The organism is Caproicibacterium lactatifermentans, assembly GCF_013315815.1.
GTDB lineage: Bacteria > Bacillota > Clostridia > Oscillospirales > Acutalibacteraceae > Caproicibacterium > Caproicibacterium lactatifermentans.
Window position 1 is genome coordinate 1,139,221 of sequence record NZ_CP046051.1, and the last position, 19,501, is coordinate 1,158,721.

Annotated in this window: 18 protein-coding genes; all 18 read right to left on the minus strand. The window is 48.1% G+C overall.

The annotated features are described in order from the left end of the window. Positions 1-28: 28 nt before the first annotated feature. The 18 genes from GJQ69_RS05515 to rlmN all read right to left on the minus strand — a co-directional run bounded on the left by GJQ69_RS05515 (position 29) and on the right by rlmN (position 19,500). Positions 29-634: a stage II sporulation protein R gene (locus GJQ69_RS05515; protein WP_157658928.1), complete on the minus strand. Its 606-nt coding sequence runs from the start codon at positions 632-634 to the stop codon at positions 29-31. Positions 635-695: 61 nt separating this feature from the next. Then, the gene (locus GJQ69_RS05520; RefSeq protein ID WP_086035687.1) at positions 696-920 is read right to left on the minus strand and encodes a DUF3006 domain-containing protein; all 225 of its coding nucleotides are present in this window, start codon (positions 918-920) and stop codon (positions 696-698) included. A gap of 15 nt (positions 921-935) precedes the next feature. Then, the gene (locus tag GJQ69_RS05525; RefSeq protein ID WP_236849652.1) at positions 936-3,584 is read right to left on the minus strand and encodes an FtsK/SpoIIIE family DNA translocase; all 2,649 of its coding nucleotides are present in this window, start codon (positions 3,582-3,584) and stop codon (positions 936-938) included. A 72-nt stretch (positions 3,585-3,656) separates the two neighbouring features. Next, a complete protein-coding gene (locus GJQ69_RS05530) occupies positions 3,657-4,421 on the minus strand; it encodes a ClpP family protease (protein WP_086035686.1) in 765 nt (254 codons plus the stop codon). 82 nt (positions 4,422-4,503) lie between these two features. After that, entirely contained in the window at positions 4,504-5,154 is a 651-nt protein-coding gene (locus GJQ69_RS05535) for a TIGR03936 family radical SAM-associated protein (protein ID WP_157658927.1), read from the minus strand. Beyond that, complete coding sequence (locus GJQ69_RS05540) at positions 5,141-6,985, minus strand: TIGR03960 family B12-binding radical SAM protein (RefSeq protein ID WP_174193208.1); 1,845 nt, start codon at positions 6,983-6,985, stop codon at positions 5,141-5,143. Before GJQ69_RS05540 ends, GJQ69_RS05535 begins: the two co-directional genes overlap by 14 nt. 70 nt (positions 6,986-7,055) lie before the next feature. Beyond that, positions 7,056-7,646: a site-2 protease family protein gene (locus tag GJQ69_RS05545; protein ID WP_157658926.1), complete on the minus strand. Its 591-nt coding sequence runs from the start codon at positions 7,644-7,646 to the stop codon at positions 7,056-7,058. A 23-nt stretch (positions 7,647-7,669) separates the two neighbouring features. Further along, entirely contained in the window at positions 7,670-7,990 is a 321-nt protein-coding gene (locus GJQ69_RS05550) for a hypothetical protein (RefSeq protein WP_086035682.1), read from the minus strand. A gap of 121 nt (positions 7,991-8,111) precedes the next feature. Continuing rightward, complete coding sequence (gltA, locus tag GJQ69_RS05555) at positions 8,112-9,506, minus strand: NADPH-dependent glutamate synthase (protein ID WP_086035681.1); 1,395 nt, start codon at positions 9,504-9,506, stop codon at positions 8,112-8,114. Continuing rightward, positions 9,499-10,347, minus strand: coding sequence for a sulfide/dihydroorotate dehydrogenase-like FAD/NAD-binding protein (locus GJQ69_RS05560; protein WP_086035680.1), 849 nt, complete (start codon positions 10,345-10,347; stop codon positions 9,499-9,501). Before GJQ69_RS05560 ends, gltA begins: the two co-directional genes overlap by 8 nt. A 155-nt stretch (positions 10,348-10,502) precedes the next feature. After that, positions 10,503-11,981 carry a stage IV sporulation protein A gene (spoIVA, locus tag GJQ69_RS05565; protein WP_086035679.1) on the minus strand — a complete coding sequence of 493 codons (1,479 nt, stop codon included), beginning with the start codon at positions 11,979-11,981 and terminating at the stop codon, positions 10,503-10,505. A 51-nt stretch (positions 11,982-12,032) separates the two neighbouring features. Further along, positions 12,033-13,550: a DUF3794 domain-containing protein gene (locus GJQ69_RS05570; protein WP_174193210.1), complete on the minus strand. Its 1,518-nt coding sequence runs from the start codon at positions 13,548-13,550 to the stop codon at positions 12,033-12,035. Between the two features lie 287 nt (positions 13,551-13,837). Next, on the minus strand, positions 13,838-14,005 hold the full coding sequence (locus GJQ69_RS05575) for a hypothetical protein (protein ID WP_174193211.1): 168 nt from the start codon (positions 14,003-14,005) through the stop codon (positions 13,838-13,840). A gap of 68 nt (positions 14,006-14,073) precedes the next feature. Beyond that, on the minus strand, positions 14,074-14,721 hold the full coding sequence (locus GJQ69_RS05580; protein ID WP_086035677.1) for a thiamine diphosphokinase: 648 nt from the start codon (positions 14,719-14,721) through the stop codon (positions 14,074-14,076). Beyond that, entirely contained in the window at positions 14,706-15,593 is an 888-nt protein-coding gene (rsgA, locus tag GJQ69_RS05585) for a ribosome small subunit-dependent GTPase A (RefSeq protein ID WP_086035676.1), read from the minus strand. The genes GJQ69_RS05580 and rsgA overlap by 16 nt, the downstream gene beginning before the upstream one ends. A 1-nt stretch (position 15,594) precedes the next feature. Continuing rightward, positions 15,595-17,700, minus strand: coding sequence for a Stk1 family PASTA domain-containing Ser/Thr kinase (gene pknB / locus GJQ69_RS05590; protein ID WP_174193213.1), 2,106 nt, complete (start codon positions 17,698-17,700; stop codon positions 15,595-15,597). 23 nt (positions 17,701-17,723) lie between these two features. Next, positions 17,724-18,461 (minus strand): Stp1/IreP family PP2C-type Ser/Thr phosphatase, encoded by a 738-nt coding sequence (locus GJQ69_RS05595; protein WP_086035674.1) that lies wholly within the window; start codon positions 18,459-18,461, stop codon positions 17,724-17,726. After that, positions 18,454-19,500 (minus strand): dual-specificity RNA methyltransferase RlmN, encoded by a 1,047-nt coding sequence (gene rlmN, locus GJQ69_RS05600; protein ID WP_086035673.1) that lies wholly within the window; start codon positions 19,498-19,500, stop codon positions 18,454-18,456. Before rlmN ends, GJQ69_RS05595 begins: the two co-directional genes overlap by 8 nt. Position 19,501 lies beyond the last annotated feature (1 nt).

The following is a 19,501-nucleotide window of genomic DNA, read 5'->3' on the forward strand; positions in this document are numbered from 1 at the left end:
GGTTTTCTGCTGTTTCAAAAATGACTCTTTATTTTCCGCTTTTTAGATGGTTTTCTAGTTGCTCATAAAGCTCAACTGTTTTAAATTTAATTTGATAGGGACAGCCAGTCAAATCTTCCTGCGGCTGTGTCAGCACGTCCTGCAGTGTCTGTTTTGGCTCGGCGCAGGGCAGACACAGGGCAGGAAACAATACGCACCACCAATTATGTCCGGCACCGCTGCCAATTGTCACACGCAAGGCACGATAAGTTCCCGCAGGAAACGTAACCGCCTGATACTGACGTGTTGGAAACCATGTGTCTTCCAAACTCACGCGGACCGGTGCAGAAGAACCATTTTTCCGAAGCTCTTCTGTGGCTTGCTTTTGTATTTCCGCCAAATGCTGCTCCGCCGCCTGTTCTGCCTGGCTGCGGGTGCGTACCCCGGAAAACCACACATCGCTGCTGCGCAGAATACAGTCGCGCACTTTATATTTCAACGCCTGATCTGAAGCAGAATCGCTGTTTGCCAAAACATGCAGGCGCAGAACGCGTCCGGGAATCCCCTCACTTGCCGCAACTGCCGATGTGCAGGAAAAAGCAAATGACAGTATCAGCCCCAATACAACAGCGCGTTCCCAAAGTTTCCACTTCATGCGGAAATACCCCCTTTTCTTTATCAGGAGTATGCACATAGAATGGAAATATTATGCAATTCTATCTAGAAAAGACATCATTTTGCAGACGAGCATTTTGTTTGCGGCGGCGATCTGTTTCCTGCTGGTCAATCTGCAGTATACCCTCTGTATCATCTATTTGCAGCACGGTACCCTCTTTGGCACCTTCCGGCAGTTCAGCTGATTCAATGCCAAAGAGTCCTCCATCTTTATCCTCACAGACTGCATACTTGCCTTCAAAACGGTCAATAGAAACAGTTTTCATAGTTACCTCCATTTTTTATCCATTTTCAGTGGTTTCTTCCGGTGGCTTTGTCGCACTGCGTTCCAGCCACTGCTGATAAGTGATAAGCACCTTCCGCGGTTTGCTTCCCTCACGTGGACCGATAATCCCCATTTCTTCCATTTGATCAACAATTCGTCCCGCACGCGCATACCCTAAACGCAGACGGCGCTGAAGCAGAGAAGTAGAGGCTTGCCCAGCTTCCACCACACATTTCACTGCATCTTCCAGCATGGGGTCCACATCTGGTGCAGAAGAAGAGGATGATGATGTTTCTTTTTTATCAGCCACTGCATTCTTTTCAATCTCTTCTGCTATCTGCGGGTCATATCCAGGATTCTGCGATTGCTTAATAAATTCTACAATACTTTCAATTTCACTATCACTAACAAAGGCACCCTGAATACGGACCGGCTTTTGTGCACCAACCGGAGAAAAAAGCATGTCGCCATTACCGAGCAGTTTTTCGGCTCCGCCTGTGTCCAGTATTGTCCGGCTGTCCACCTGTGACGAAACCGCCAACGCAATGCGGCTTGGAATATTGGCCTTGATTAAGCCAGTTACAACATCCACACTAGGCCGCTGGGTAGCAATAACCAGATGCATTCCGGCAGCACGCGCCATCTGTGCTAGGCGGCAGATACTATCTTCCACCTCATTCGGAGCCGCCATCATTAAATCTGCCAGCTCTTCGATAAAGACGACAATCTGCGGCATATATTCAACGGGTGTACCGTCCTCTGCCACATAATCGTGCTGGGCGGCCAGTCTATTATAAGATTTCAGATCGCGTACATTGTATTTTGCAAAAAGCTTGTAGCGTTTCAGCATTTCCGTTACAGCCCAGCCAAGGGCACCGGCAGCTTTGCGCGGGTCCGTTACAACCGGAACCAAAAGCTGCGGAATGCCATTATAAATGGACAGCTCAACCACTTTCGGGTCAATCATCAAAAAACGAACATCTTTTGGTGTAGATTTATAAAGCAGGCTGATGATAAAGGAATTCAAACAAACCGATTTGCCAGAACCGGTGGTACCAGCAATCAGCAAATGCGGCATTTTAGAAAGGTCCGCTACCTGTGGGTCTCCGGCAATATCGCGTCCTAAACAAACAGTCAGCTTGCCCTTTGCCATCAAGAATGCGTTGGATTCCACTAGGTCACGCATACGTACGATGCTTTTTTTCTTATTTGGGACTTCTATGCCAACTGCTGCTTTTCCTGGAATAGGCGCCTCAATACGTACGCCGGACGCTGCCAAATTCATGGCAATATCATCGGCCAAACCGGTAATCTTACTGATTTTGACACCTGCAGCCGGCTGCAATTCATAGCGGGTAACAGAAGGCCCACGGCTAATATTAACAATCTTTGTAGACACGCCAAAGCTGTTGAGTACCTGCACCAACTGCTGTCCATTCGTGCTCAGCTCCTGCTGTATTGAAGAATTGTCGGGCATTGGGGATGATTCCAGCATAGAAACCGGCGGTCGCTGATAGCCGTCCTGTCCCTGCTGCTCCTGCACAGGCTCTGATTTTGCTGCTGGCTGTTCCCCGTTTTCTGGACGAGTCTCCGGCGGATGATTCTGTTCTTGCTGAACTGTTTCCACCTGTTTTTTGACATGTTCCATAAACTTTTCTGCTGCCTGTGCTGACCCACTGTCTGGCTGTTCTTGATGCTGTTCCTGTTCTGGCTCATTCTTATGGACACGGTCGTCACGAATTGGCTTTTCCACAATAGCGGAAGGCGGTACCTGCCGGGAAAAAGTTTTCTTTTCTTTGCTTTCGCTAGACCCAAAGATATCCTGCAAACGAGGCCGTGCTATTCTGCTCTTTTTTGGCTGCGGCGTCTGTACTGGGTGCATTGGCATTCCTTCATTATCCAATGGAATGTCAATATCTCGATTCCGATTTTTAATTTGTACGGATTCTACATAATTTTCATGTACGGCTCCTACTGCCTGACTAACTGCTTTTGCCGGCTTTTGAATTCCATGCCACAATCTTGCAAGTGTCGTCCCTGTCAGCAGCATCAGCGTAACAAAGAGCAACAGTATCAGTAAAATGCATGCGCCAGTTTTGCCAAGCCCTGCAATCATAGGAATGCCAATCAATCCCCCGACCAGACCAGCTCCGCCATGGTCTTTGCAGGAAAGGAAAAGGCTAAGCAGCTTTTCTCCAAATCCATGTGAAATGGAAACATTAGATGGCTGTAAAAAAGCAGTTACAACCGCGCTAAACAAAACAATGGAAACTGCTGACAGCCCAACTTTTGTGCTCATAAAACTGCCCTGTCGCTCAAAAGCCGTAGTAAAGGCCACATAAAGCAGCAGTATCGGCCACAGGAAGGCGCAATCGCCAAACAATCCCCGCACCAGGTGGTGCAGCATCAACCAAATATGTACCCCTGGAACAAGCGCAATGCAGGCAAGTAAAATTGCCAGTGCAAACAGCAGGACCGCCGATATTTGGCACTGACGTTGTTCTGTTTCCAGTGTACGGCGATTAACTGGCGGCGCCGGACTGCGTGTGCGCTGACGCGGCGGTGTACGGCTTGCCGTTCGCTGCTGCTTTGCCTTTGTTGGCGTTCTTCCAGAAGGTTTTCGCCTTCCGGAAGAACGTGAACGATTTGATTTCTTTTGTGCCAATTTAACATTCCCCTTATGTTTTAAAAGAGCAATTTCCAACCAGTACGAATGTACGGCGCAGTGCGCCGAATATTAAGATTTATGTGCTTTTTTGGAGGGTTTAGAAGATTTTGTTCCAGCCGCTTTTTTGTGGTTACGGTCAATCATATGGTACAGATAGTCTACTGCATCAGACAAACCGCCCAATGAATCAATCAGTCCCTCTGCTACAGCGTCTTCACCATCCAGTACAGTTCCGACATCCATGACCAATTCTTTGGTATTCATTGCCAACTGCATAAATCGTTTTTCTGACATCCGGCTGTTGGCGGCGACAAAACGTGTAATACGCTCCTGCATCCGCTGAAAATAGTCAAGAGTCTGTGGTACTCCAATCAACAGGCCGCTCATCCGCACTGGATGAATCGTCATAGTTGCGCTCGGCACAATGAAGCTGTGCTTCGCCGCCACCGCAAGCGGAACGCCAATGCTGTGTCCACCGCCCAATACCAAACTAACCGTTGGCTTTTTCATACTTGCAACAAGTTCTGCCAAAGCTAGGCCCGCCTCTACATCGCCGCCGACGGTATTCAGCAGCATAAGCAGTCCTTCTGTCTTCTCGTCCTCTTCAATTTCGACCAGCTGTGGGATAACATGCTCATATTTAGTCGTTTTGCTGTTGCTGGGCAGAATGGTATGGCCCTCTATCTGTCCAATAATCGTCAGGCATTGAATTTTATGATGCCCAGAGCCGGTAATAATGGTCCCCGTATCAGAGGGACGATCCCCTTCTTCCTCATCAGGCCCAAAATCCGGTTGCCCTCCCGACAAAATCTGGTTGTAATAATCTTTTTTCATGCTTCCGCCTCCTGTGACACTAGTCTGTCACAGAAAACAAAATCTATGTATTCCCATATAAGGGAATACATACTTAAATGCTTTATATAAACGGCTGCATTCCCGCATTGTATAAATCTGTACGCACAATTTGTGCATTCAAAGTGATTTTTAAATATGTTTCAATACAGTTGACAAGCAGATGCGGGTTAAGATTAAAATTGCAGCCAGCCGGCAAGACCGCATGAATACAAACACCCTCTGGCGTTGCGCTGACCTGTGTACGGTTAAGTTCCGGGTGCAGGTCCATCTGCAGAACACCATGTTTGGATTTTTTATCAACCAAAAGCGGCTGCCTTTGAAGCAGTTCCTGGATGCCCTGTGAAAGCGACTGCGGTTTTTTTGACGGCAGAAAAATTTGATAGGACGCAAATTCAATTTCGCCAGGCCTCATTTTCGGTTCCGTCACGTCCAGTACCCGAATGTCCGGCGGCAAAACTTTGTTCATGCGTTTCGTTATTTCTTCAACCGGCATATCCTGTTCCAAACGCAGGTCCATACTTTCCCGCAGCCCGCTAACACCAAGACTTAAAGGCAGCGCAAATGTCATATAGACACGGGAATTAAACCCCTGTGTATACCACAGCGGTAAATGTGCCCGGCGGGCAGCACGAGTCATGCAGCGCATAAGATCCAAATGAGAAATAAAGCGGGCAGAACCGGTCTTAGAAAACCACACTCTAATCTCTCTCATAGCAGATACCTCCCCCAAACTGTGCTGCTCCGCAGTGAGAGCAGGCCTCACGACAGTTCGGTGTTGTTTGTGCGGCATATGCACGCTTACACTCTCGTATTAAAAATTCCTTGCTAATGCCATAGTCCATATGGTCCCATGGAAGAACCTCATCAAAGCTGCGCCGTCTGTTGGCGTAAAAGGCAGGGTCAATTCCGCTCCGCCGGAAAACATCCAGCCATCTTTCAAAGGAAAAGCCCGCTTCCCAGCCATCCATTTTGCAGCCGCAGCGATGTGCCTCCAACAGTGCTGGTCCCAGCCTACGGTCACCGCGTGCAAAAACAGCTTCTATCAGACTGGTAGAAGCATCATGCCAGGTCGGATTGATTTTATGTGACTTGACTGCGCACAGCATATGATGCTGCTTCTCTTCCATTTGTTCCATGGTATCCTGCGGTTCCCACTGAAAAGGCGTATGTGGTTTGGGAATAAAAGCAGAGGCGCTGACCGTGACCTTCACTCCACGTCCCTTATGCCGCGCTGGATTTGCGTAGTACGCATCCACAACTTTCTGTGCCAGCTGAGCAATACCTTCTACATCCTCCATCGTTTCCGTTGGCAGACCAAGCATAAAGTACAGCTTAATGGTACTCCACCCGCCGGAAAAAGCGGTATTGACGGTTTTCATCAGTTCTTCTTCCGTTACGTTTTTATTAATAACGTTGCGCAGGCGCTGCGTACCGGCCTCCGGCGCAAAGGTAAGGCCGCTGCGCCGGACAGTTTTAATTTTATCCATAACCTGCGGCTGAAAGCCATCCACACGCAGACTAGGCAAAGAAATACTGGTCTTTTCGTCTTTTGACCACGTCAGCATACGGTCCAGCAGAGGATTGATTTGTGTATAATCACTGGTGCTCAATGAAGAAAGAGAAATCTCGTCGTAGCCGGTACTCTCACACAGCTCATGGCACTGCCTGTCCACAACTTCCGGACTTTTTTCCCGAACCGGGCGGTACAGGAATCCCGCCTGGCAAAAGCGGCATCCACGGATACAGCCGCGAAAAACTTCTTCCACAACACGGTCATGGATAATATCGATATAAGGCACAATAAATTTATCCGGATAAAAGCTGTTGTCCATGTCCATCATCAGACGCTTTTTCACACGCGCCGGTGCGCCGTGATTCGGCGTAATTGCCTGTACGGTACCGTCATCATGATATGTTACCTTATAAAAAGCCGGTACATAAATGCCCTGGATCTGTGCTGCCCGGGTCAGAAATTCTTCCTTTGTAGCACCCGCTTTTTTACATTCCCGATACAAATCACAAACTTCCAAGTCAACTCCTTCACCTTCGCCCAAAAAGAAAAGGTCAACGAAATCGGCGATTGGTTCCGCATTGCAGACGCAGGGGCCACCTGCCACGACAAGGTTTTTGAGTCCCTTTCGGTCACGGGAAAGGAGTGGTACACCCGCCAGCTCCAGCATATTTAAAACATTTGTATAGCAAAGTTCATACTGCAAGGTGAAACCGATGATGTCAAAGTCTCCTACCGGGTCACCGCTTTCCAATGCATACAGCGGCAAATTTGCTTTCCGCAGTTCTTCTTCCATGTCCAGCCACGGCGTGAAGACACGTTCACACCATAAATAATCCCGTGTATTCAGCTGACTATATAGAATCTTTATACCCAAATGGGACATTCCAACCTCGTATGTGTCGGGAAAGCAAAAAGCAAACCGGACTTCGATATTCTGTTTATCTTTTACAACGCTGTTCAGTTCTCCGCCAACATAGCGGCCGGGTTTCTGCACACGGCTTAGCAGCGTTTCAGTTTCTCGATTAATCATATATCCTCCTGGGGCAGCCAGTCTGATATGGCTGTAATCTTATTTATTATACCCCAGATACAGCTGCCCTTCAAGCCTGCCCAAACCTTTCTGGCTTCATTAGCAGCAGAATAAAAAGATAAATGTCTGCCAGCAGCAGTGTGACATTCCAGTGGGAGCGAAACAAGAGCAGAAAACCGGCTACCCCAATCGGTACCAATGTCATAAAAGAGCATATCTGCACAATCCTATATGAAGTCTCTCTTTTACAATGACAGCTCAGCAAACTTAAAAGTGCCTGTCCCCCATCCAGTGGCTGAACAGGGAGTAAATTGAAAACTGCCAGTACGATATTTGCTAAAGCAAAAAGCTGCACAGCCGGGCTGACCGGTGCCAAAATTCGGCATAATAAAAGGAGCAAATACAGCAATAGATTCACCAGTGGACCGGCAGCCGCAATAAAAGCGTCCTCTAAATAAGACTCCGTCCCACCCTCCGCGGAAATTTCTGCACCAAGGGCTGTGAAACGGATTTTTATCGGTGCCCGCCCGCACAAGTGCATGGCCAGGAGGTGTCCGCCCTCATGTAGTGCTGCCGCACATAGTCCGCACAGTGCCGCACCGGTCCTATCTGCCAGTAGAAGGAATGCCATCAATGCAAAAAAAGGCACTGTTGTTTCCACACGGCAGTTTCCTGTAAAAAAAATCATGTTTTTTTGCTGTTTGCGGCTACTGAAGATGCTGATTTCCCTTTAGACGAACCGCCGTCCGACTGGGTATGGCTAGACTGCTGCGGCAAAACAGGTTTTGAAAAGTCGGCCTGCGGAAACCATTCCACAAATTTTTTTTGCAGATTTTTCGCTGTGGAATCCGGAAGAACCGAATTCTGCAGCAGGCCGGTATACCAAATTTTGCTGTCCGCATAAGTTTTTCCACCAACTGCAAAGCGCACAATCAGTGCCACCAAAAGTACCACCATACACAGGACAAGGCGGACTCTCCATAAGACCCGTTTTTCTTCTTTCATTTAGCTGCCCCCTGCCTGTTCTCTTTTCCAGTCAGATATATGTAACCGATGGAAAGAATAGAACCTAGTACAGCAAAAAGCCCGCCGCTTTTACAAGCAGCAGGCTAATCAAGTTTACCTGTTATTTGTTTTTGCCTTGAATAAATGCGTCAATGGAATTTGCCGCGGCTTTGCCGCCGCCCATCGCCAGAATAACGGTTGCCGCACCGGAAACTGCATCGCCGGCAGCGTAAACGCCCTCACGACTTGTTTTCATAGTTTCTTCATCAACAACAACGCAGCCTTTGTGATTTGCTTCCAGTCCCTTGGTAGTGGAGCGAATAAGCGGGTTCGGGCTGTTGCCGATTGCGACAACAACGCAGTCCACAGACTGTTTAAAGTTACTGCCCGGAATCTCTACCGGACGGCGGCGTCCACTGGCATCCGGCTCTCCAAGCTGCATTTTGACACACTCTACTTCCTGTACATGTCCCTTATCGTCCCCTAAAATGCGCACGGGAGCGGTCAGGAAATTAAAGATGACGCCTTCTTCTTTCGCATGATGAACTTCTTCCCTGCGAGCCGGCATCTGTTCTTCGGCACGGCGATAAAGGACGTGCACCTCTTCCGCACCCAAACGCAGGGCCGTACGAGCCGCATCCATGGCAACATTGCCGCCACCGATGACCGCCACTTTATGGACCGGTACGGCGGGTGTATCATAGTCCGGCTTGTAGGCTTTCATCAGATTGACCCGTGTCAGGAACTCATTCGCTGAATAAGTACCAACCAGCGCTTCACCCGGAATATTCATAAAATTCGGCAGTCCGGCACCCGTACCGATAAACACAGCTTCATAACCCATATCAAACAGTTCATCAATTTCCAGCACTTTGCCGATAACCATATCTGTCTTAACTTCAACGCCTTTTGCCTTTAGCGCATCAATTTCCTTCTGCACAATTTCCTTTGGTAGGCGGAACTGCGGAATACCATACATCAGCACACCGCCTGCAACATGCAGTGCTTCAAATACGGTAACCTGATAACCTTTGGCCGCCAAATCCCCGGCACAGGTAAGGCCGGACGGACCAGCGCCGATAATGGCTACTTTATGTCCGTTAGAAGGCACTTTTGTGCTTTCTTCTGTTCCATGCTTCATGTGCCAGTCGGACACAAAACGCTCCAGGCGGCCGATACCGACCGGTTCACCTTTCAGTCCACGCACACATTTACTTTCACATTGTGTCTCCTGCGGGCAGACACGGCCGCATACTGCCGGCAGAGAATTTGTCAGTTTGATAATTTGAAAAGCTTTTTCATACTCTCCATTGGCAACATGAGCAATAAAATCAGGAATGTGCACGCCAACCGGGCAACCGGAAACGCAGGGCTTATTTTTACAGTTCAAGCACCGCTGTGCTTCGTTTTTTGCCATTTCCTCTGTGTAGCCCTCTGCCACTTCTGCAAAGTTATGGCACCGAACCTCTGGTGCCTGCTCCGGCATCGGTGTCTTTTTCTGCTGCATATTAGGCATTTTTTGCACCCTCCATCAACTTGCATTTTTCTTCTCTGGCCATTCTGCGTTCCTCATCATAGTAGGTGTGGCTGCGTCTAATAGTCTCATCAAAATCAACTTCAAAGCCATCAAAGTCTGGGCCATCCACACAGGCAAACTTTGTTTTACCGCCAACCGTCAACCGGCAGCCGCCGCACATGCCTGTTCCATCAATCATAATAGGGTTCATACTGACAATCGTTTTGATGTTTTTCGGCTTGGTAACGCCGACAACCGCGCGCATCATAACCAGTGGACCAATGGCTACCACCAGGTCATAACCGGCGCCGTTGTTAATATTCTCTTCCAATGCGCTGGTAACAAATCCCTTATGGCCATTGCTACCGTCGTCCGTCATTAGATACAGGTTGTCACAGGCAGCGCGCATTTCATCTTCCAGAATAATAATATCCTTGTTGCGAAAGCCAGCAATCATATCCACTTTTGTACCCATCTGATGGAGCGCTTTGGCCTGAGGCCAAGCGATTGCACAGCCAGCACCGCCGCCAATGACCGCTGCACGGTGATAACCCTCCAGTTCACTTGGCTTCCCCAGTGGGCCGACAAAGTCAAGCAGGGCATCCCCTTCCTGCAGCTGGTCCAGCTTCATAGTTGTCTTGCCCACAACCTGATAAATAATCGTTATCGTACCGGTCTTGCGGTCATAATCTGCAATGGTCAGCGGAATTCTTTCACCATGCTCATCCACACGCAGAATAATGAACTGACCCGGTTTTGCCTTTTTTGCAATAAACGGAGCTTCTACAACCATAAGTGTCATGGAATCGTTCAGCTTGCGTTTACCTACGATTTGAAACATGACTCCACATCCTCACCAGTTATTTGCCTATCTTTGCCTGATTAGCTTTTGCCGCATGACATAATTTTATTATATCTATCTTTGCAGGCAAAAGCAAGAAAAAATCGAGCAAACAGCCGAAAGCCCTGTTTGCCCGAGTGTTTTTGAACATTTTATTAAAGAATAATGCAAATCAGGCCGTTGCAGCCATCATTGATAATGCGCTCTATTGTCTCCCTTACCTTTTCACGGGCGTCCTGCGGCATACGGTACAGCTTGTTGTGCATACCCTCGTTAACCAACTCATGCAAGCTCTTGCCAAAGATATTAGACTCCCAAATCTTCGATGGATTTTCTTCAAATTCTTTTAGGATATAAGAAACAAGCTCTTCACTTTGCGCCTGTGAACCCACAATGGGTGTAATTTCCGTTGTAATCTGCGTTTTCATCATGTGAATAGACGGTGCAGTTGCCTTCAGCCGAATGCCGTATTTGCCGCCCTGCCGAACAATGCGCGGCTCCTCCAGTGTCAGCTCATCTGTCGACGGCATGACAATACCGTATCCGGTTTCCTGCACATCATGATAGGCATCTTTAATTTTATCATACTCTTTCTGCATATCAGCGAAACGCATCATGCTATCCAGAAGGTCTTCCTCGGTTTCCAGCGAAAGCCCTGTTTTTTCGCCCAACACTTTATAAAACAGGGACTGCGCCAGAGTGACTGCTATCCGGACCTTGCCTGTGCCGAGATCAACATTAGAAACCTCCGCTTTATCAACGTATTCGCACTCAGACACTTTTTGTGTCATGTTGGTCATTTCTCGAATACAGCTTACCACAGCGGCGTTGTCCCGAATGGAAGTGTACACGGCAGAACGCAGCCAGTGGTCTTTCTCCAGTGTGGAAACCCAATGAGGCATATCGACACGAATTTCCTGTATTGGGAACTCAAACAGTACTTTAGAAAGAATCTGCCGAATTTCTTTCTCTTCCAACTCCAGACAGTTCACCGCGAGAACCGGCACTGCATACTTTGCCTCCAGCTGCTGTGCCAGCTGCTGCGTTTCAGCTGAACCGGGGTCAGTGGAGTTCAGCAGGACAATAAAAGGCTTATGTATCTCTCTGAGCTCTGTAATGACGCGTTCCTCAGCATCCTCATATTCTTCCCGTGGAATATCGCTGATGCTGCCGTCCGTGGTCACAACCAACCCTATAGTCGAGTGTTCCGTAATGACTTTCTTTGTACCAATTTCCGCAGCCATATTAAACGGCACCGGGTCATCAAACCACGGCGTCATGACCATGCGCGGATTTTCCCCTTCCACATATCCCAAAGCACTGGGAACAATATATCCTACACAATCAATCAGCCGGACAGAGAAAACGGCATTGTCGCCAATGTGTACCTGTACCGCCTGTTCCGGAATAAATTTCGGTTCCGTCGTCATAATTGTCCGGCCGGCCGCGGACTGCGGCAATTCATCCACCGCCCTGTCCTTACGGGCTTCCTCATCAATGTTTGGAATGACGATGGTATCCATAAATTTTTTGATGAAGGTGGATTTCCCAGTACGCACCGGCCCAACGACACCAATATAAATATCTCCGTTTGTCCGTTCAGCAATGTCCCTGTAAATCGTATGTTCTTCCATTTCCTGCCCTCCTGTATTGTGATGCTGCCATGGCTGCTGTGCGGTTTTGCTTTACATAGGAATCAGCAGCATTCCCTGATTTTCCACAGTCTCACCGGCCAGGCCGTTCTCTTCCTGAATTGCCTGCACACTGGTGCAGTAATGGCGCGCGATGTCCCAAAGCTTTTCACCGGCGTCTGCGAAGTAAATGCACAAAGCTGCTGTATCCTGCTGTTTCGTATGCGCCGTGTCCTCTTCTATTTCTGTGATAAACTTAAAAGTCTGCAGGCCATATACCTCTGCTGTCAGCAGTATCTCGGCTTTTAAGTCCATTTCACCGCCTGCAAGATGATAGTTCAGGCTAAGTACACTGCCCTCCGCAGCACAGCGGGTATCGGTTTGTGTTTCGATTGGCTTGGTACAGGTAAATTCCGTAGAACGCTCAAAATAAAAGGGTGTATTGTCCTTATTCAGTGCCAACACACAAATGGGGAGTTTTCCCACAAACTTCAGCTCGCCATTTTCCACCGCCGCTGTCACCGTACACGGTTCACTCCACAAATCCAAAACTTTGGTCAGTCCATCGTCACACTGTACAGTAAACCGATGGGAACAAGTGTCGCTAACAATGCTGTTCAAACTTTCCAGTGTTTTTTGTTTGCGGGTAATATTCAGCTCATAAGTGCGGGAATACGCGTCAACCAACGCCGTGACAGTCTTCGGTGTAAAGCAGGTCACAGATGCCAAAAGATGCACATGTGTATCAAAAGCAGAGGATTCCCCACTATAATCTTCCTGTACCTGTATTTCAACACCGGAGACAGTCAGCTGTATGCGGCACGTCGTCTGTGCAGAAATGCCGTCGCAGTCCAGCAGCTGTGTAAACGGCATGACATATTCCATAAACTCCGGTTCCGCATTTTCGTTCCCAGAGGCATATAAAATATGCAAATGCACTTCACCTGCCGCCATTACCTGCCCCTCCATAGGCTCGGCCGACTTTAAAACGGCACAGGTATCCGTACGCAGAATGGTTTCTGCCGGGGTTTTCCCTGGTGTCAGCTCCAGTGTATCTTCAACAGTAAAGGGCTGCTGTGAAAAGCTGGAAAACATACTGCAGCTTAGTTCTTTGGTCTGTTGTTCCATATCTTTATCATCCGCAGAAGTGACAATTTCCATATCACTGCTTCCACAGACACGTGCACAGACAGAAAAAGCCCCATGAATATCCAAACGGCGCGGGCTTGTTGGACGACAGTTGATGTATTCCACCCGGGTAGATGTCAGAATGCGCGGCCGTTCGGACGGCTGCTTGAGGGTAATGGCCGTTAAATACGGACTTTCCGTTTCGTAGCATCGGACCGCTTTTCCTCCTGCATCCAGATAATACACCCGTACTGCACAGGTGCCCTCTACCTCCAGCCGATCGCCGGACACGCTGCGGGAAGTAATGCTTGGGCACACCTGACACTTCAGAATACGCTGTATATCCGGGCAGTAATCCGGCAGACTGATGTCCAGATCGATAGGCTGTTCCTGACAGCCGTCATAAATGACTTCGCTTGCAGAAAGCACCTCACGGTTAAGCATATTGATAATCTCTCCTTTTCCTTTTCTGGCACATCATATTCCAAAAGTGCCTGTAATATGCCTGCCAGCAGCAGAGGAAAGACAGGAAACTGCAAAAAGGTCTGACATCTGTTTAGAAAACAGATGTCAGACCTTTTTAAATACTGTGCAGATTCAAATATCCGTATACGCGCCCACTCAGCGTTGGGAATCTGGTTTTTCCTTCTGAATATGGAACCATTTCCTCAGGAAAAAGCTGAGTACCTTTGAACTGTGTACCACTACGATTTTCACAGAAAATCCCCCCATTAACCACAGCGCCGGGTAAGCGAGATACCTAGGCAGACCAGCAGAACCGCCACAATAAAGAGAATCAGCCCTATCGGGCAGAAGGTGGAAAGCATCAGTCCTACGCCAAACGCAACCGCGCAGGGAACTCCTTTCCCTTTCATGCACTGCTGAAAATGTCCACGCATCGGCTCACCGCCTTTACTGGTTGATAACCCAGTATATACGCTGACGGAATTATCTGTGCATCTTTCGTTTAATTTTTTTCGCCGCTAAGTACATAAATAATGACATTGCCGCCAAGGACGGTAATAGTTGCATCGTCACTTTCAATAATGTTGCTGGTACCAATGGGGTTGTCGGAAGTCATAACGCTTTCTGTCAACGGGTACTTCATACCAGTATAGGAAACTGTAGCATTCGGTGCACCGAAAGGATAGACAGAAGCTGTGCTTCCCTTCATCCCCCGCAAGTGCAGCCGTCCACCCGGCATGAAGAAAAGCTTTTCATTGTCCGACACCATGACTCCATGGCCACCCAAGTTGCTGATGTACTGCAGGACCGCAGCATTGGCATACGAATGGTCAAACCGACCGCCCAGTGCGCCAAACAAGATAAAATCCTTATACCCACGGTGCAGGCCCTCTTTAACTGCAGAAAGAGTATCGGTATCGTCCTTCTCACGCATCAGACGAACGGTTTCCACGCCCGCCGGTGGCTGCGCCTTTATAGAGTCAAAATCGCCAATCAGCAGATTCGGCTTAATCTTGGCTGCAAGCGCAGTATCCAAACCGCCGTCTGCACAAATAACAAAGGAATCCTCTACATGATATTCCCGAAAAATTGACAAGTTTTTTACTGGAGCAGAGCCAATGACGATACATTGATTCATTTTTGATTCCATTCCTTTCTATCCTTTAATTCCTGATAGATTGCGGCATAGCTGTCATGGCGCGAACGGGGTATTTCTCCGTTCCGCACCGCGCTAAGAACAGCGCAGCCTTTTTCACAGATATGCGAACATCCCTGAAACTGACAATGCCCAAGGTGGGGTGCAAATTCCCGAAAACAGTACTGCAGCTCATCTTTCTGAAAAGCGTGGTACCGTTCGGTACAGATTGAGGAAAAACCCGGCGTATCTGCCACCAGTCCACCTTCCGGAAGATGAAGCAGTTCTACTTGACGCGTCGTATGCCTCCCGCGCCCCAGCTTGTGACTAATTTCGCCGGTTGCTAAAGACAGCTCCGGATACAGTGCATTGAGCAAAGAAGATTTGCCTGCACCGGTATTGCCCGTCAGCACTGTTATTTTGCCTTTCAGAAAGGGGCGGATTGCCTCTACTCCACTATTAGTCGCGGAAGAAATGGAAAAGCACCGGAAACCAGCCTGCCGATAAATATCGCAGAGCCAGTCGCCGCTTTCCAAATCAGTTTTAGAAACGGCAACAGCAGGTTCAATCTGCTGTTGTTCCGCCGCCGCAATCAGCTTGTCGATAATCAGCGTACTGGGTGTTGGGTCACATACTGACACCACTATCAGTAATTGGTCGATATTTGCAACCGGTGGGCGTACCAAAAAATTTCGCCGTGGCAGCAGCTCTTCAATATAGCCGCTTCCGCTTTCCGGACGAAACCGGACATGGTCTCCCACCACTGGCTTCTCGCCGGTTTTGCGGAAGCGCCCACACGCGCGGCACTCTGTTTCTATGCCTGCAGGCGTTTCCACCTGATAAAATCCGCTGAGACTCTTTAAAATGACACCTTCACACATTTCCATATTATTTTTTCACCGCCGATGAAGAGGAAGAATTCTCTCCACTGGAAAACGATGAAGAGGTAGAGGAGGAAGACTGATTGGAAGAAGAAGAGGAGGAAGACTGGTTGCTTTGTGAAACATCACTGCTGCTCACCGCTGAAGAAGAAACCTGCTGATCCTGGTAGTCTCCACGCCATGTAACCTCCCAATTACCCGTATCAAAGTTCAGCCGATACTTAATATATTTTTGCCCATCCAACTCTACCAGCAGTTCCTTTATCCCACTGCTGTCTGTAAAGCGGCCCGTCCAAGTATTATTAGAAGCCGGATTAACCGTTTCGCTTCCCTGTTGAATGCCGTCCAGATAATAGGATAAATCAACACTATGGGAAACATTGGTCGGCAGCTGAACAACGACCTTTACCTCTTTTTCATTCTTTCCAGAACTATAGTTAACTGTTATCGTATCGCCCTTTTTCGCAGTATTCCCTGCACCCGGAGAAATAGAAGTAACATAATAAGCTTCTCTGTTTGTATTATCATGAGCAACCGCCGACACATGGAAGCCAGCACTTTCTAATGTCTTTTTGGCCTCACTTAAGGTCTTTCCCACAACATCAGGAATCGTCATGGAGCCGGGGCCCGTGCTGATATAAACCGTAATGGTTTTCCCTTTTTCAACGCTGGACCCTGCCGCAGGACTGGTAGAAATTGCATTCCCAATATCGACCGTATCACTGGAGTGATTCTGGAAAGAGGCCAGCAGACCGCTTTCTTTCAGAGTCTGTTCAGCCGCTGCTCTTGTCTGGTTAGATACATCCGGGACGACAGCGGAATCGACACTTTTCACAACAGAAAGCGAAACTTTGGAACCAGGTGTTACCATTGTACCATTTTGGGGGTCTTGGGCTGTAATAGTGCCGGCATCCTTGCTGTTGTCTGTTACATATTTAATATCGAACTGAAAATTGTTTGGATTGTTCGCCTGTACGGTAGAAAGCGTTTTCCCAACAAAATTATCCAGGGCAATTTTCGCCTGTGAATGCATTGCACCAGAAAGAACCAGAATAGCCGCTACAATCAAAAACGCTGCGATAATTCCGGTTGCAATAATGGGAGCCTTACTGCGCGTTTTTGTACGAGTTTGTGTTTCATCCGGATGATTGTCGGCATTCCCATCCTCTGTATAAACAAAATCGTCGTTATATCCATGTTGTGGATTGATTTCAGTCGTATCTGTATCCAAATAATGCGTTGGTTTATCATTATTGGAATAATACTGATAGTGGAACCGTACTCCCGGGTCCTGTTCAAAAGTACTGATGTCCCGCAGCATCTGTGCGGCAGACTGATAGCGCTGCATTGGGTCTTTCTGCATTGCTTTCAAAGTGATTTCCTGCAGGCCCATCGGAATGTCCGGATTGATTTCCCGCGGCGGGCGCGGGTCCGTCTGCAACTGCATAATAGCGACAGAAACCGCATTTTCCGCCTCAAACGGAAGCTGTCCGGTCGTCATCTCATACAGCATGACACCTACAGAATAGATATCCGCTTTTTCGTCTGTAAGGTCACCGCGGGCCTGTTCCGGTGCAATATAGTGAACGGACCCAATTGCTTTATCCGTCATAGTACGCGTTTCACTGCGGGCAAAGCGTGCTATTCCAAAGTCAGTGACTTTGATATGTCCATTTGGCAGGACCATAATATTCTGCGGTTTAATGTCGCGGTGGACAATTCCGCGCTCATGTGCATGCTGTAGAGCCTGCAAAATTTCCATAGTGAAGTGCAGTGCCTTATGCCAGTCCACATTGGGCTGCTGGTCCAGGTACTGTTTTAGCGTAGTTCCATCAATATATTCTTCAACAATATACTGAATCTGGTCACCAAAACTGACGTCATATACTTTTACAATATTGGGGTGCGAAAGCAGCGCAATCGCTTTGCTCTCATTTTTAAAACGCCGAATGAATTCTGCGTTGTGTAGGTACTCGTCCTTTAAAATTTTGATGGCAACTGTACGCTCATCCAGCGTGTCGTATGCACGGTATACCAGTGCCATACCGCCCATACCGACCAGTTCATGGATTTCATACCGTCCATCAAGGCGTTTCCCAGTATATTTGTCCATTTACCGAAAGCACCTCCTGCGCGTCAGTTTTCGATAACAGCAACAGTAATATTATCACTGCCGCCGCTTTCTTTTGCTGCGCTGACCAACTTTTCAGCAAGCTGCTGTCCCGTATACTGCTGAGAAAAAGTATAGAGGTCCTCTTTTTCTAGGTAATTGGACAACCCATCTGTACACAGAATAAGCAGACTTCTCCCCTCAAAGGGGACCTCGTTGTAGTCGACCAGTACAGAGGGCTCTATCCCCAGCGCACGCGTAATAATATTCTTTTGCGGGTGTACTTTTGCCTGTTGCTCTGTCAAATCACCGCTGTCTACAAGCTCCTGAACCATAGAATGGTCCGTAGTAATCTGCTTAGCTTCATCCGGTGTTACCAAATAGGCACGGCTGTCACCAGCGTGCGCAATACGTGCAACGCCATCACATACAATCGCCGAAACAACGGTAGTACCCATTCCCTTCAGCTCTTCATCTTCACGGGAACGGTCATAAACAGCTGTGTTGGCTTTATAAATAGCCGAAACCATCAACTCTCGTATTGCATCGTCATTATGGGACTGATTTTCCCGAAAAAAAGCATGGTATTGGCGCATCATGGCCTCTACTGCAACACTGCTTGCAATATTGCCGCCATTGACGCCTCCCATTCCGTCACAGACCACAGCCCACGCAATTCCGCTGGTAGTCAGGCCGCTTTTGCAGGCATCCTGATTTGACTGACGGACCAAACCAATATCTGTTTTATGACATACTTTAAACATGGGACACCTCTTCTTGTCTTCTGCGTCGAAGCTGTCCGCAGGAGGCGTTGATATCTGAACCCAAGGTTCGCCGCACGGTGGCGGTGATGCCGTGATGTTCCAAAATAGAGATAAAATGCTGCTGTTTTTCCAGAGGGCTTTTGCGGTAACCCGTTCCTGCTACACTGTTCACAGGAATAAGATTGACATGGCAAAGTGTTCCTTCCAGCCTTTCCGCCAGCTCTTTTGCACAGGCTTCACTGTCGTTGATACCTGAAATCATTGCATACTCATAAGAAACCCGCCTGCCTGTTACCTTTTCATAGTAGCGACATGCCTTTAAAAGTTCTTCTATTGAATATTTGCGGCTAATTGGCATGGTTTGGCTGCGAATCTGGTCATTTGGTGCATGCAGGGAAACCGACAGTGTCAATTGGTAGCGATGCTCCGCGAGGTCATAAATGCGGTCAACTAAGCCGCAAGTGGAAAGTGAAATATGGCGCATACCTATGTTCATGCCATCTATATTTGTTATTAATTCCAAAAAGCGCAGAACATTCTCATAATTGTCCAAAGGTTCTCCCATTCCCATTAAGACAATATTAGAAATGCGGACACCGCCGTCACGCTGAGCAGCCTGCACCTCGGCGACCATTTCTCCCGCTGTCATATTGCGGGAAAAACCACTTTTGCCAGTTGCACAGAAGGTGCAGTTCATCCGGCATCCAACCTGTGTGGAAATACAAATAGTGCGCCCATGATGATAGTCCATGAGAACCGCTTCCACCAATTCACCATCATTCAGCTGAAAAAGGTACTTGCGGGTGCCGTCGATTTTAGAAACCAGCCGCTGTGCAATTTCGGCATTCGCTATGTAATACCGCTGTGCCAGTGCTTCCCGCAGTGCTTTGCTGACATTGGTCATTTCCGAAAATTTTTGAATCCCATTTTTCTGCAGCCAGGAAAACACCTGCTTTGCACGGTAGGAAGGCTGCCCTAAATCTGATAAAACCCGTGACAGTTCCTGCTGATTTTTTGAACGAATATCTTCTGGCTCCAAC